This is a genomic window from Paenibacillus sp. FSL K6-1230 (assembly GCF_038002385.1).
GTDB lineage: Bacteria > Bacillota > Bacilli > Paenibacillales > Paenibacillaceae > Paenibacillus > Paenibacillus massiliensis.
This window is the reverse complement of record NZ_JBBOCK010000001.1, coordinates 5291375-5305112: the sequence shown is the minus strand read 5'-3', so window position 1 is coordinate 5305112 and position 13738 is coordinate 5291375. Positions and strand designations below refer to the sequence as shown.

14 protein-coding genes are annotated in these 13738 nt (G+C 49.3%); 9 read left to right on the top strand and 5 right to left on the bottom strand.

The window, feature by feature from the left end; all coding sequences use genetic code 11:
- Positions 1-4: 4 nt before the first annotated feature.
- The 5 genes from MKX74_RS23560 (at position 5) to MKX74_RS23545 (ending at position 2707) form a co-directional block, all read left to right on the top strand.
- Positions 5-1036: a cytochrome d ubiquinol oxidase subunit II gene (locus MKX74_RS23560; RefSeq protein WP_018887287.1), complete on the top strand. Its 1032-nt coding sequence runs from the start codon at positions 5-7 to the stop codon at positions 1034-1036.
- 5 nt (positions 1037-1041) lie between these two features.
- Positions 1042-1152, top strand: coding sequence for a hypothetical protein (locus tag MKX74_RS28260; RefSeq protein WP_018887288.1), 111 nt, complete (start codon positions 1042-1044; stop codon positions 1150-1152).
- A 33-nt stretch (positions 1153-1185) separates the two neighbouring features.
- Positions 1186-1329, top strand: a complete 144-nt coding sequence (locus tag MKX74_RS23555; RefSeq protein ID WP_341179989.1) for a hypothetical protein — start codon at positions 1186-1188, stop codon at positions 1327-1329.
- A 14-nt stretch (positions 1330-1343) separates the two neighbouring features.
- Positions 1344-1547: a hypothetical protein gene (locus tag MKX74_RS23550; RefSeq protein ID WP_341179988.1), complete on the top strand. Its 204-nt coding sequence runs from the start codon at positions 1344-1346 to the stop codon at positions 1545-1547.
- Between the two features lie 152 nt (positions 1548-1699).
- A complete protein-coding gene (locus tag MKX74_RS23545; protein ID WP_018887290.1) occupies positions 1700-2707 on the top strand; it encodes an MBL fold metallo-hydrolase in 1008 nt (335 codons plus the stop codon).
- A gap of 86 nt (positions 2708-2793) precedes the next feature.
- On the opposite strand, the gene MKX74_RS23540 is transcribed toward MKX74_RS23545, so the two are convergent.
- Positions 2794-3348: a helix-turn-helix domain-containing protein gene (locus MKX74_RS23540; RefSeq protein ID WP_018887291.1), complete on the bottom strand. Its 555-nt coding sequence runs from the start codon at positions 3346-3348 to the stop codon at positions 2794-2796.
- A 114-nt stretch (positions 3349-3462) separates the two neighbouring features.
- Here MKX74_RS23540 and MKX74_RS23535 point away from each other — a divergent pair, with 114 nt between their 5' ends.
- On the top strand, positions 3463-4044 hold the full coding sequence (locus MKX74_RS23535) for a LysE family transporter (protein ID WP_341179987.1): 582 nt from the start codon (positions 3463-3465) through the stop codon (positions 4042-4044).
- Between the two features lie 193 nt (positions 4045-4237).
- Here the strand turns inward: MKX74_RS23535 and isdG are convergent, their stop codons facing one another.
- Genes isdG through MKX74_RS23515 form a run of 4 tightly spaced genes read right to left on the bottom strand, consistent with a single transcriptional unit; the run spans position 4238 to position 7357 of the window.
- Positions 4238-4585 (bottom strand): heme oxygenase, encoded by a 348-nt coding sequence (gene isdG, locus MKX74_RS23530; protein WP_018887293.1) that lies wholly within the window; start codon positions 4583-4585, stop codon positions 4238-4240.
- A gap of 5 nt (positions 4586-4590) precedes the next feature.
- On the bottom strand, positions 4591-5379 hold the full coding sequence (locus MKX74_RS23525; RefSeq protein ID WP_341179986.1) for an ABC transporter ATP-binding protein: 789 nt from the start codon (positions 5377-5379) through the stop codon (positions 4591-4593).
- Entirely contained in the window at positions 5376-6377 is a 1002-nt protein-coding gene (locus tag MKX74_RS23520; protein WP_018887295.1) for a FecCD family ABC transporter permease, read from the bottom strand. The genes MKX74_RS23525 and MKX74_RS23520 overlap by 4 nt, the downstream gene beginning before the upstream one ends.
- On the bottom strand, positions 6377-7357 hold the full coding sequence (locus MKX74_RS23515; protein ID WP_341179985.1) for an ABC transporter substrate-binding protein: 981 nt from the start codon (positions 7355-7357) through the stop codon (positions 6377-6379). The genes MKX74_RS23520 and MKX74_RS23515 overlap by 1 nt, the downstream gene beginning before the upstream one ends.
- Before the next feature lie 520 nt (positions 7358-7877).
- Here MKX74_RS23515 and isdC point away from each other — a divergent pair.
- From isdC to MKX74_RS23500, 3 genes are all read left to right on the top strand, one after another.
- Complete coding sequence (isdC, locus tag MKX74_RS23510) at positions 7878-8723, top strand: heme uptake protein IsdC (RefSeq protein ID WP_341179984.1); 846 nt, start codon at positions 7878-7880, stop codon at positions 8721-8723.
- 57 nt (positions 8724-8780) lie between these two features.
- Positions 8781-9260: an NEAT domain-containing protein gene (locus MKX74_RS23505; RefSeq protein WP_341179983.1), complete on the top strand. Its 480-nt coding sequence runs from the start codon at positions 8781-8783 to the stop codon at positions 9258-9260.
- A 155-nt stretch (positions 9261-9415) separates the two neighbouring features.
- Positions 9416-13585: an NEAT domain-containing protein gene (locus MKX74_RS23500; RefSeq protein ID WP_341179982.1), complete on the top strand. Its 4170-nt coding sequence runs from the start codon at positions 9416-9418 to the stop codon at positions 13583-13585.
- Positions 13586-13738: the final 153 nt, after the last annotated feature.

Sequence of the window (13738 nt, the reverse complement as noted above, 5' to 3'; positions counted from 1 at the left end):
GAGCATGAGCTATGAACTGATAGGTATCACGGTGCTCTGGACGTTCCTGTTCGGGTACTTGCTTGTGGCCTCCATTGATTTTGGGGCAGGCTTCTTCAGCTTCTACAGCGTACTGACTGGTCACCGCAACCTGATCCACAACATTATCCAGCGCTACCTGTCACCAGTGTGGGAAGTAACGAATGTGTTCCTGATCTTCTTTGTAGTCGGATTGGTCGGATTTTTCCCGGATACGGCTTACTACTATGGTACAGGGCTACTGGTCCCGGGAAGCATCGCGCTGGTGTTGATTGCAATTCGTGGGGTGTACTATGCATATAACACCTATGGCAACAATGGGGACAATAACATCATTTACATGGCCTTGTACGGGGCGACAGGCCTGCTCATCCCTGCCGCTCTGTCTACAATCCTCGCGATATCCGAGGGCGGGGTTATTGAAGAGCGGGATGGACTGGTCACGCTAGGCTGGGGGACGTTCTTAGCGAACCCCTACACATGGGCAGTCATCCTGCTTGCGCTGGTGAGCGTCCTGTACATCTCCGCGATGTTCCTGTCGTATTATGCCAAGCGTGCGGGGGATGACTTGGCTTTCGAGGTGGTCAGAGGATATGCTCTGCTCTGGAGCGGGCCGACAATTGTCGCGAGTGTCCTCGCCTTTTTCCAGATTAATCGTCAGAACCCGGAGCATTTTGCGAACATGCTTGATCAGGCCTGGATATTCATAGCCTCGTTCATATGCTTTGTGCTGGCGGTCTATTTATTGTGGAAGCGGCGGAATCTGGGGACCAGTTTCATCTTCGTGATCCTTCAGTTCGCATGTGCCTGGTACGGCTATGGGGGCACGCATCTGCCCTATATTCTGTATCCCTACATATCCATCTATGAGAGCTTCACGAATGATGCCATGGGTATTGCGCTGATAACGGCCTTTTGCGCGGGGCTGCTTGTGCTGATCCCTTCGCTGATTCTGCTACTCAGACTGTTCCTGTTCGATGCGGCATACATTCGCGGACATAACCGCGGGAAGGGGTGAGGTGGATGGCAGCCTTTGAGCATTTTACGATCATGTACGAATCTCCGCTAATTATTCTTGCGGTTATTGTATTCCTGTTCATCTACACAGCCAGATACAAGAACCCGGAGGATTAGGGTAGGACAATCCCGGCCTGGATGGAGAGTAGCATGGATTATCGCAGCCAAGAGAAGCAAGAGAATCGAGTGAATGATAAGGACAACATGGAATATAAGGACTATGGGGACTACGAGATAAACGAGCTCCACCAGCTCCACCAGCTTCACCAGATCCATGAGGTCCAAAATCCATGAGATCCACAAAATCCATGAGAACCACGAGAATAGAGACCGTCTGTGAAGGAAGTGTAGAATTCGACAGATCGCTCAGCCTTGTAGAAGTACAGGAGGAATGCGGCACAATATGTCGTTTTTTGACATCGACCGTACGGGGCAGTATGCTTCCAGAGAGAGGCATAATGCTGCGTGCGGTTTTTGGCATGCTGCGGGTTCTGGATGCTGCCGGTTCGTGACGGCATGCTGCGGGTTCTAGCTACTTCCAGTTCATGACGAAATGACGTGATCACGGGGCATTCTGCTAAAGACGAAATAAAAGCGAGAGTTTCAGGATGGATGAGGGTGTTAAATGTATTAAAAGCCTCGTCAGGAAGGAGAAGCAGTGACCATGCCAAAATTCCGATTCAACAATATAGATAATGTCAGCACAGACAAGACCCTGAAGCAGTTCCGGCAGTGGCGAGAGGAGCGACGACGCAAAATCAAGGATTATTCCTTTGTAGTCCCCAGCCATGCACCAGAGCTGACCTATTTGCAGGAAAATAAGGAGACGACCACGATTACGTGGGTAGGGCATTCTACGTTCTTCATTCAATATATGGGATTGAATATCGTGACCGATCCGGTATGGGCTGAGCGCATGGCCTTTAACCGCAGGCTCACTCCACCAGGCATCCCCATTCATGATGTGCCGCCACTTGATGTCATTCTGCTGTCTCATTCGCATTATGATCATATGCATATGGCATCCCTACGGAAGCTGTACAGTGCGGGTACTACGGTAATCGTCCCGGTGGGCTTGAAGTCGAAAATGATCCGCAAGGGCTTCCACCGCTGTCAGGAAATGAATTGGTGGGAGCATGTGATCGTGGGAGGAGTGCGTATCTCCTTTGTGCCTGCTCAGCACTGGACGCGTCGGACTCTGATGGATACGAATACATCCCATTGGGGCGGCTTTGTGCTCCAATCCGAAGCGCATGTGAGCGGACACGGCGGCACACTGGATGCAAATCCTGAGGTAGCGTCCGAGGAGCTGGCCCCGATGCCGCCTACTATATATTTTGTCGGGGATACCGGCTATTTCCGTGGCTTCAAGGAAATTGGCGAGCGGTTCCCGATTGATCTGACCTTAATGCCTATTGGTGCCTACGAGCCGGAATGGTTCATGACCTCCCAGCATGTGACGCCCGAGGAGGCGTTGCAGGGCTTCGTTGAGACAGGCTCCAAGCTCATGGTGCCCATGCATTATGGCACGTTCAAGTTGGCTGATGATACGCCTCGGGAAGCGCTTGATAGGCTAGAGGTAGAGCGTGAACGACTCGGCATTGCGCCAGAGCGGATTCAGGTGCTGGGCCACGGTGAGACTTTGAGGGTAGAGAATCATCTGCTCGGATAGGTATATGTTGACACCCAAAAGAAACCATCCTTTGGAAAATGCGGACACCGACCACACATTTCAAAGGAAAGGTTTCTTTTGCTTTGTTAGGAGGGATAGTTCAAGATCATGCTCAGCCGGGTCATGCTCTGGCCGGAATTGTGGTACGAGTGCGGTCTGTCTGCCTTGAAGCGGATGGCATCCCCGGCATGCAGCGTGTACTCCTCGTTACCGACACTCAAGGACAGCTCGCCATCGAAGACAGTAATCCATTCCTCGGTTCCTTCAATATGTCCGCTTGCATCCAGGCTACCACCGGAATCAATCTCCACGTTATACACCTCACTGCGTCGCTCTTCATCAAAAGAAAACATGGAATAGACACGATATCTACCACCATCCTCTAGCAATGGGCGAATATCCTTTCTCTTCACAATCGTAGTATCTGGCTGAGGCTGGTGAATCAAGGAGGAGAAGGATATTTTGAGGCCATTGGCGATCTTCCAGATCGTCGTAATGGTAGGTGTCGATTCCCCGCGCTCGATCTGACCGATCATCGTCTTGCTGACGCCAGTTAATTCGGCAACCTTCTCCAGACTGAGCTTCTTGTCTGCTCTGATCTTCTTGACGTTCTCGGCGATAATGGCATTAATATTCTCCATGTGAATTCCTCCAAATTCTATTTACTTTATAACGACCGATATGTACAATAAAAAGATCAAATGCTATATAACGTCTAATTCGTTCGTTATAACATATGATAGGGGGAGCACAACGTGCTGGGTTCTTTACTTATTTTTGCATTGGTCGCGAGCTTTACGCCTGGACCCAATAATATCATGGCGCTGATGCTTGCCAATCGATTCGGGCTGAGCAGAACGGTGAAGTTTTGTCTTGGTGTGGGGACCGGCTTCTTTATTATTATTCTGGTGTGCTGCTTCTTCAATGTAATGTTACATAATACATTGCCCAAGGCCGAGCCTGTGATGGCTGTGCTTGGCGCGCTATATCTAGTCTATCTGGCATTTAAAATGATGACAAGCAAGCTGGAGAATGATTCTGACTCGGGAGCTCGCCATAACAGCTTTCATGCAGGTATGCTGCTGCAATTCATTAATCCCAAAGGGATATTGTACGGAATTACAGTAACTTCAACTTTTATTCTTCCCAATAATTCCTCGTACGCTACCTTGTTGAGCTATTCTGTCATTGTAGCACTGATCGGGTGTATGGGTACCTTTAGCTGGAGTATCTTTGGTTCAGTCTTTCATAGTCTGCTGGCGAAGTATCAGAGGGGGTTTAATGTGGTGATGGGGTTGCTGCTGATTTATTGTGCGGCTACCATTGTGATTCACTGAGTAGGCAGGGATACGGAGATACTAACTATTTTCAACAATAAAAGCCGTGAGATCAAGGACGAGTGCCCTGATTTCACGGTTTTTTGCAAGCTAAGCTATAAGTGCTAGTATCAACGGATAGCGGGGAAGCCTTGGAAACGTCTTGGAAAAGCGGATTGTCCGTTTCCAGGCTCGCTGCTCTCAGCTGTTCATCTTAGCCTGCCTCAGACTCACTCAAAAATGCACTTTCGTTGGAAAGGGGATGGCGGACGATTTTGACATCATAGAAGGAAATCTTGTTATCCAGAATGTAATCCGGAATCTGACGATGGGAATGGGATTCACGGAATGCATCGCTGCGGGTCCACGCCTGGAAATTCTCTCTTGCTTCCCAGCGTGTCACGACAGTCACTTCATCATAATCGCCCTTATGGTCAGTCAGCATGACCTCCAGTCCCAAAAAGCCCTCCATAGTCTCTACCTTGCCTACCTTATTAAAGCGTTCGATGAGCTGATCTGCATAGCCTTTTTTCAATTGCGAAGTGTTCGTTACAATTACCATTCTTATTACCTCCTATGATGTAATCCTGTACTCGGAATGATTAAGGGATATCCGTCCATGAACGTCACCCTGGCCTCCAGTTCGTAGACCTGACGCAGGAAATCTGCGGTTAACAGCGTGCTCGGCTCACCATCTGCGACGATGCGTCCACGCTTCATGGCAATCATGTAGTCACAATATGCAGCAGCCTGCTGCATATCATGAAGCACCATGACGATGGTAAGCTTTCGCTTGCGATTCAGGTCTGTCAGCATGTTCATTAAATCCAGCTGATGAGCCATATCCAGATAAGTGGTTGGTTCATCGAGCAGCAGAATATCCGTTTGTTGGGCGAGCGCCATCGCAATACGCGCCTTTTGCTGTTCACCTCCAGATAGAGTATGGATAAGCCGATCCGCGTAAGCCAGAACTCCCGTAGCTGTCATTGCTGCCTGGATAGCTTCTTCGTCCTCATCATTCAGTCGTCTGCTCAGCAGACGCTTATGGGGAGAGCGACCATAGGCTACAAGCTCCTTGACGGTTAGATCGGGGAAGCCCTCGCGGGACTGGGGAAGCATAGCCACCAATGTGGCGAATTGTCTGGGCGATAACGTATCCGCAGGCTGCTCCATGATGTGAATCTGACCCTGCTGTATACGTAGCAGACGAGTAACGGCCTTAAGGAGTGTGGATTTGCCAGAGCCATTCGGCCCAACAATTGCTGTCATTTGTCCCTGTGGGAACAGGGCCTCAATGTCCTTCAGACGGAAGCCGCCACGCTCTACGACAAGCTCCCTAATATCAATGGCCTTCATGTCATGGCTCCTCGCTTCCTTAATAGGATCAAGAAGAATGGGGCACCAAGGCAGGCCAGCAATATTCCTACCGGCAGCTCGATCGGATCGAACCAGGAGCGTGCGATCGTATCCGCGAATACGACCAGCGCTGCTCCACCCAGCATCGAGGCTGGTAGCAGCACACGGTAATCCTCTCCGGCGATCAGCCGAATCATATGCGGTACGACGAGACCTACGAATCCTACCAGCCCAGCGACGCTTACTGCAGCTCCTGCCAGCAGTGAGGCTAGTAGGATAATCAGCACACGCTGCAGCTCTACTCTCTGACCGAGCAGCTTGGCGGCATCGTCTCCGAGAAGCAGCACATTCGCCGGGCGAATAGCAGCCAGAGAGAGCACCAGTCCGATCAGCGCATAGGGAGTAATGAAGCTTAGATGATACCAGCTACGACCGTTCAAGCCACCGGCGAGCCAAGGTAATACGGCTTGAACTCTATCGCTGTAGATGACCATAATGCCGTTGGTAACTGCACCGAGAAGGGCGTTAACCGCAACTCCTGCAAGTACAATCTTCACCGGCGAGGCCCCTTTATCCCAAGCGAGTACATACACTACAACTGAGGTGAGGAAGGCGCCAGCGAATGCAGCAACAGGGAGCAGGTACCCCAATTGTGGCAGCATGACCATGCAGATCATGGCCGCCAGCCCACCGCCAGCCGAGACGCCTATAATTCCTGGATCAGCGAGAGCATTCCTCATCACACCTTGGAGCAGTGCACCCGAGGCTGCGAGGCAGGCTCCGACCAGGAGTCCAGTCAGCACACGCGGAATCCGAAGATCCATGATGATGGTGGTGTAGGCCGTGTTGTCTTGGCCTGTGAGCGTCTGCACAATATCCCGCAGAGAGATAGGAACCGAGCCATAGGTAAGGCCATACAGGCATGAAGCGATGAGTAGAACAGGCAATATCAGCATGACGAGGCGTCTGCGTCGATCCCGCTGCTGTACTTGGGGCATCAACGGACATCCCTCAGGATGCTACCGAGCACATCCAGGGCTTCAGTGACCCGGGTGCCCGGGTTCGTACCGAACAAATCCGAAGGCAGGACCTCGACACGACCGGATTGAATGGCACTCATCCGATTCCAGGCCGCATTGACTTGCATTTCTTTTAGAAATCCACTCTTGACGGCCTCTGGATTCCCGTGGGTAATGATCAGCACGAATTCGGGATCTGCTTCAATAATTCGCTCCGTGTTCAGCTGTGCATATTGTGGATAGTTCTCTAGCTGTGGGAAGTCCGCAGCAATGTTAGCTCCACCAGCAAGGCTTAATAGATCCCCGCTTAGTGAATTGGGGAGAGCAGCCATGTAAGTGCCTGGTGCCCCATAGACCATCAGTACACGTGGCTTATTAGCTGGAACCTGCTGGGACAAGGTAGCAAGCTTGCCATTGAGTGTCTCAATCAGCTTGGTAGCTTCAGCCTCCTTGTGCAGCATGCTGCCGAACAGCTCAATCTGTTGCTTGATATCTGCCACCGAGTTAGCACTGGTAAGGACCATTCTGGAACCAAGGCTCTCAACGGTTGCAGTATCCTTGGCATTCAGAGCGGCATTACCCAGTACAACGTCAGGCTTGACGTAAGCGATCTTCTCCAGATCCAGCTCGTGGGTCGTTCCGATCTGCTCGACCTGTTCAGCCGCCTCTGGAACAGGCCCGCCCTCTACTGCAGGTCTACCAACAAGCTGTCCGCCAAGTGCATAGATGACATCCATATCCCCGCTGCTTAGTGCGGCAATTCGCTCAGGAACCTGATTGAATGTAATGGATCGTCCGGCAAAATCAGTAATGCTGTAGGACGCTGCGGTGTTGGAGGAGGGGGAGGGACTGCCAGCACCGGATGCCGATAGGTGGGCATCTCCAGTACCAGTAGCACAGCCTGATAGGGCAAATAGTAGAAACCCAGCACCAAGCAGGCCGTTTATTTTTGTACGCATAAGACAAACACTCCTGTGGTCAATCTGATAATAAAGATTCAAAATGTGAAAATTAAAATTCGTGGAAATTAATAGAAAGAGAAGCAATTTGATTAAATGATAATGAATATCAATATCACTGTCAACAGAATTATGAAATAATCTTAATGAATTTTACAAACCTATTGACAACTTAAAAACGAGTGGGCTAATATCAAGGCGAGTTGTCATGTCATGCCTGTTTTTTACATATATCAAAGAGGTGAGGCCTATAGGTTGCTTGAAAGTGCTATTTTTAAAATGCTGTTAAAAGAATTTGTGTAGTCTTAATTGCACCTAAAACGCACCTAGAGCTTGAGAGCTAAGTAACTGTAAAAAGCACTGAAGTCAGGCATGCTGACGCAACAAAGATACACATCAAAAAGCAAAAATTGCCTGCCGAGGGCAATATTTTTTCAGGATTTATTGAGAATGATAATCAATTGCTATTAACTTAGATTTTGATTATCACTCGGTGGACTTTGGTAAGGAGAGACAAGAAATGTTCAAGAAAAAGTGGTTCGGTCCTGTCCTGTGGGCAGCGATTATCGGAGTAGGTCTTACTTGGGGGCCAGGATTGCAGGCTTCAGCGGCAGACAAGGCATTGAAGAATGGAGAATACACGTTGGATTACAACATTCTCAAGGCGGAGAATGACTCGGTATCCATGGCTAACGATTACTTTGAGAAGCCTGCCCGGATCTACGTCAAGGACTCGAAGATTGAGATGGAGATCCAATTGAATCATAGCGAATGGATTACAGATTTCAAGACGGCTCGTGGCAGTAGTTATTCCGATGTGCGTGTAATCAGCAATAACGCGGCCAAGGATACTCGCGTGGTGCGATTCCCGGTGGAGAGTCTTTCGACTCCGCTGAAATCACAGATTCACGTGACGGTACCTTCCGTCGATTATGATCACGATTACACCATTCGCTTTGACTTCAAGCAGGACAGCCTTACCCAAATCAACGCATCACAGACCGCACAGAAATCTTCTTCTGCCTCCGGCACTGCAGCTTCCAAGGATACGAAAGTATCTAAGGACGTCAAGGCTGCTTCTGGATCAGCTCCAGCAGCGTCTGCAAGCACCGAGAGCAAGCAGTCAACGGATACCAAGGTAGTATCTTCCTCGTCACAGGTAGCATCGTCAACAGGTGGCCAAGCTGCTGGAAAAGCATCCGTTGCCGAATCTCAGCAAAGCGGTGCGGTGGCCGCGAACACTGTAAATCAGCCAATAGAGGATAATCCGCATACTGGAGATGAGGTTCCTTATGGCTGGCTGCTTGTAGGCCTTGCTGTATCTGCCCTGTTCATCGGAAGAACGGTGCTGGCGGCTAAGAAATAAGCTTGACGAACACGAATGGATTCCAACCAAACCCCAATAAAGAGGAGAATGATATCCATGAAAAAAATGATGCTTCCCGTAATGGCTTTGATCCTGTCCCTGTTCACAGTACTTGGTTCTGCTTCAGCAGCAACAACAGCAACAACAGCAACAGCAGCAGCCCCGGCTGACGGCAATTATACAGTTCAATTCAAGGTGCTTAAGGATGGTACAGATACGGCTTCCATGATGGATACTTACACCGTGAAACCAGCCCAAATCAAGGTGACTAACGGTCAGGCTTATGCTTACGTGACTTTGAAGAACAGCAGCTGGATTACTAAATTCCAGGTAGAACAAAATGGACAATATGTGAACGCTGAAGTGATCAGCACGAACCCAACAGCGAACACACGTGTTGTGGGATTCCCGGTAGCAGACCTGTCCGCGAAGCTGAATGCATACACTGAGGTGTCTGTACCAGCGATCAACTACAGTGGCCAATATGAAGTGCAGATCAAATTCGACACAGCTACACTGGCTGTTGCGGCCCAATAATAAAGCAAATCTAACAACCTTTGTTTTTTACGAGCACTCCAGCTGTTGCAGCCGCTGCTAGTGGCTGCGACGGATCTGGGGGCCGGTTCATTATGAATATAAACAGCGGACGCGAGCAGATCGCGGCTACATTTGATTAAGGGGAGAACATTACATTGAATAGATTAGTCAAGCAGACTGCCTCTGTATTTTTCGCGCTCTGTCTATTATTGAGTTCCTTGCAAATACCAGGCTGGGCAACTACAGCTTCGGCTGCCTCGGGTGAAGAGGCGCGTCTTACGGGATCTGCACCAGATTCCAATGGTGAAGTACGTGTGAATGTAGGCTTTGGTGGAGTTACAGACAGTGTATACACCAGCGTATATGGTCATACAGCTCAAATTTCTTATGATGACCAGAAGCTTGAACTGATTACCTCGAAATCCTTGCTGAATGGATTTAGCGTACAGACTGCTCCGCAGGGAACAGGCAAGGTATTGGTACAATCGACGGCGGATTCCCTCGAAGATGGTGGGGCTGCAGTCAATCAAAATGCAGTACAACTGGTGTTCAAGACCAAACCAGCAGCACAGGCTGCGAATACGACAATAGCGCTGGAAGCGGCTTCTGTAACGAATGTTAACGGGGATTCTTTTAGCTTTGCTAACCTGGGTTCCTATGATGTGACGATTCCGGCAGCAGCAGCTTCTGCAGCGATCCCGGACGGGACATATAAGCTAGGCTTCAACATTCTTAAGGATGGCACAGATGATACTTCTGTTATGTATCAATATGTGGATGCAACCAGTGGCAAGCTGGAAGTCATTAATGGCAAGCAGTATGTTTCTTTCGAATTAACGCAAGATCAGGAGATCACAGGCTTTAAGACTGAGATCAACGGACAATTGCAAGATGCAGCAAGAACGTCCGTCGAGGACAATCGGGCCATCGTTCGTTTTGAAGTAGCGGATGTAAATGAGCGACTGAATGGATGGGTCAAAATCTACTGGGATATGACCGCTATTATGGGCTTCCCATTCATTTATGATGAAGAATACAATGTCGACCTGACTTTTGATACAAGCGGTATTGTGATTACTCCTCCTGCAAGTACAACTCCTATCAAGTTCAACGTTCTGAAAGACGGTACGGATGAGACATCGTCCATGAGCAGAAGTGTGGATCTGAACAGTGGTGAGCTGAGTGAAGTGAACGGGAAGAAATACGTATCCCTCAAGCTGCTGAGCAGCAGCATGATTACCTCATTCCAGACGGAGCTGAACGGTACATTCGTGGAGACGGAGAAGGTAAGTGAGGATGCGGAAACGAATACGCGGATCGTTCGCTTTGAAGTAACGGATCTGACGAGCCGTCTGAAAGGAAAAGTATCCGTGAATGCAGGTCCTATGGGCTTGATGGTCCATAATGTGGATCTGGTGTTCCCGGAATACTACCAAGCAGAAGCTCCAACAACTCCTATCAAGTTCAATGTATTGAAGGATGGCACAAACGATGTATCATCCATGAGCAGAAGTGTGGACCTGAACAGTGGCGAGCTGAGCGAAGTGAACGGGAAGAAATACATCTCCTTCAAGCTACTGAGCAGCAGCATGATTACCTCGTTCCAGACGGAGCTAAACGGTGCATTCGTGGAGACAGAGAAGGTAAGCGAGGATGCGGCGACGAATACGCGGATCGTTCGCTTTGAAGTAACGGATCTGTCGAGCCGTTTGAAGGGGAAAGTATCGGTAAATGCAGGCCCTATGGGCTTGATGGTGCACAATGTGGATTTGGTGTTCACAGACTATCTGAGAGTAGATACTCCAATCAAGTTCAATGTTCTCAAAGATGGAACGGACGAGACATCGTCCATGAGCAGAAGTGTGGATCTGAGCAGTGGTATATTGAGCGAAGTAGGCGGGAAGAAGTACGTCTCCTTCAAGCTGCTGAGCAGCAGTATGATTACTTCGTTCCAGACGGAGCTGAATGGTGCATTTGTGGAGACAGAGAAGGTAAGTGAGGATACGGCGACGAATACGCGGATCGTTCGCTTTGAAGTAACGGATCTGACAAGCCGTCTGAAAGGAAAAGTATCCGTGAACGCAGGCCCTATGGGCTTGATGGTGCACAATGTGGATCTGGTGTTCACGGACTATTTCAAAGGCGATACTCCTGTAACTCCTGAGCCTGTTCCTAACCCAGATCCAGAGGTTATTGCCGATGGAACCTATCCGATTGCATTCAATATCCTCAAAGAGGGTACGAATGAATCATCCGTTATGTACACGTATGTAGACCAGAACAGTGGCCAACTGACTGCTGCTAATGGCAAATACCATGTAACGTTCACATTGAAGCAAAGCAAGGAGATTACCAGCTTCAAGACCGCAGTTAACGGCGTACTCACCGATACGGAAGTGGTAAGCCAGGATGCGGGAGCTAACAAACGTACCGTTCGTTTTGAAGTGCCTAATCCAAGTGAGCGCCTGAAAGGCTGGGTGCAGATTGATTGGCCTGCGATCTCGTACCACGAAGCATACAATGTGGATCTGGTATTCTCACTGGATAATGTCCCTGGAACCCCAGTAACACCTGGTAATCCAGAGACACCAGTCACTCCAACACCTGTACCAGGTGGCGGTGGTGGCGTGGCACCTCCTAAGAGTGAGGATGGCGTGTACAGCATCAACTTCAGAGCGTTCTATCCGGATGGTGTGAAGGAATCCCGTATGTCTACGTATCTGGTAAGCCCGGCGACACTTAATATTATGGGCAACCGCAAGACCATCTCGATTACGGTCAAAGAGAGCAACTATATTCTCGGCATGCAAGTGAACAACGGTAGCGGATATGAAGAAGTGACTACGGTAAGTTCCGATTCTGGACAAAACACTCGCGTCATTTCCTTTGATGTCAATGATCTGAATCAGCCGGTATGGTCCAAGGTTCAGGTAGATATTCCAGAGATCAACTATTCTGGTGATTACGATGTACTGTTGGTATTCTATCCAAGCACGATCAAAGAAGGAGCACCAGACCCATATGTGAGCTCTGGTGAAGTGCCAGCAGTAAGTCTGCTGGAGGATGGAGAATACTCCATTCCACTGGAGGTGAAGGATACTGCAACTGGTCGTCTGTCGTCCGTGCAGGATAGATTCATCAGCCCGGCTGGCTTGATTGTAAGCAACAAGAAAAATGAAGTTCAGTTGACGATTCGTCAAAGTGATACAGTGTCCGATATCAAGATTGATAGCGGTGAGGCTTATAAAAAACCGACGGTAGTCCGTGAAGATGCGAAACAGAATGCTCGTGTCATCAAGTTCGCAGTTATCGATCTGACGAAGCCAATCTTCATGAATGTAAACGTGGCAGGTAATGAGCACAAGCTGCAAATTACCTTCAACATTGGCGACATCGAAAAGGGTCTGCCTAAAGCTTATGTAGAACCAGCACCGCTTCCGGAGCCTGTTCTGGAGGAAGGACAGTATAACGTTGGCTTCAAGCTGTCTGGTCCGGAAGGTGTCGATCAATACTTCGGAGAAGGAGCATCTCTCACAGTTAAGAATGGCAAAGTTCAAGCAAGTGTTACTTTGAACCGTAGCTCATCTGTGAAGGACTTCACTGTGCTGCAAGGCGACAGCTATGTATCACCAGAGGTGAGCGCTAATGACGAGACGCAGGATCAGCGTCAGGTAACGTTCACACCAGATTCATTGGTTCAACCGCTAAAAGCGAAGCTGCACATTGCAGCACCTGTAGCTCCTGCTCCGGCTGCTGATCAGGCAGGTGTGACAACAGGATCTGCAAGCTTCGAGCAACCGCTGTTCCTGAGTGCACTATCTGCTCTGACAGAGAATGCTGCAGCAGCTCAAGCACTTGAGCAGCAAGCTGAGATCGTATTGGCTGATGGTGAATATGATTTGGAGCTCACGTTCGATGCGAATAGCATTAAGCGCGTTCCTGTAGCTGCAGCTGATACGGCTGGACAGAATGGAACGACTTCCGGGTCCGGTGCTTCTGCAGCCACCACAGATACTTCAACCAACGGAGACAGAACGCCGAATTCCTCTACTGATAAGAATGCTGCGGCTACTACACCGGGTAAAGCTGGTGTGAACGGACAAGAAGGTGCACAGCCTGCCTTTGACCGCAATGCAGATGCGAATCAGGCAGAGGCACGGAATGCCTCGATTACGGGCACAGAAGCAACAGGAGTGGCAGGAGCACGTAACTCTGACAATCCTTCAACGGGTGATAACTCTCCTGTAATGCTCTATGCCATGCTGATGGCGGGATCTGCAGCGATGCTGATTCGCTTCCGTCTGCAGCGCAAAAAACAGCAATAAGTAACAAGAAGCACCCATATTACGATAACAGTAATAGCTCTATAACGGTAATCGTTGGATAACAATAGTAGACAGTGCTTGGCATTCACTAAGCCAGTTACAACACATTACCTGATGTAATCACGTATATCAATCTTGGCGGGCTTCCATAGC

Excerpts from the sequence above, each read along its gene's own strand:
- MKX74_RS23560 (WP_018887287.1), top strand. The coding sequence starts at position 5 with ATGAGCTATGAACTGATAGGTATCACGGTGCTCTGGACGTTCCTGTTC.
- MKX74_RS28260 (WP_018887288.1), top strand. The coding sequence starts at position 1,042 with ATGGCAGCCTTTGAGCATTTTACGATCATGTACGAATCTCCGCTAATT.
- MKX74_RS23555 (WP_341179989.1), top strand. The coding sequence starts at position 1,186 with ATGGATTATCGCAGCCAAGAGAAGCAAGAGAATCGAGTGAATGATAAG.
- MKX74_RS23550 (WP_341179988.1), top strand. The coding sequence starts at position 1,344 with ATGAGAACCACGAGAATAGAGACCGTCTGTGAAGGAAGTGTAGAATTC.
- MKX74_RS23545 (WP_018887290.1), top strand. The coding sequence starts at position 1,700 with ATGCCAAAATTCCGATTCAACAATATAGATAATGTCAGCACAGACAAG.
- MKX74_RS23540 (WP_018887291.1), bottom strand. The coding sequence starts at position 3,348 with ATGGAGAATATTAATGCCATTATCGCCGAGAACGTCAAGAAGATCAGA.
- isdG (WP_018887293.1), bottom strand. The coding sequence starts at position 4,585 with ATGGTAATTGTAACGAACACTTCGCAATTGAAAAAAGGCTATGCAGAT.
- MKX74_RS23525 (WP_341179986.1), bottom strand. The coding sequence starts at position 5,379 with ATGAAGGCCATTGATATTAGGGAGCTTGTCGTAGAGCGTGGCGGCTTC.
- MKX74_RS23520 (WP_018887295.1), bottom strand. The coding sequence starts at position 6,377 with ATGCCCCAAGTACAGCAGCGGGATCGACGCAGACGCCTCGTCATGCTG.
- MKX74_RS23515 (WP_341179985.1), bottom strand. The coding sequence starts at position 7,357 with ATGCGTACAAAAATAAACGGCCTGCTTGGTGCTGGGTTTCTACTATTT.
- isdC (WP_341179984.1), top strand. The coding sequence starts at position 7,878 with ATGTTCAAGAAAAAGTGGTTCGGTCCTGTCCTGTGGGCAGCGATTATC.
- MKX74_RS23505 (WP_341179983.1), top strand. The coding sequence starts at position 8,781 with ATGAAAAAAATGATGCTTCCCGTAATGGCTTTGATCCTGTCCCTGTTC.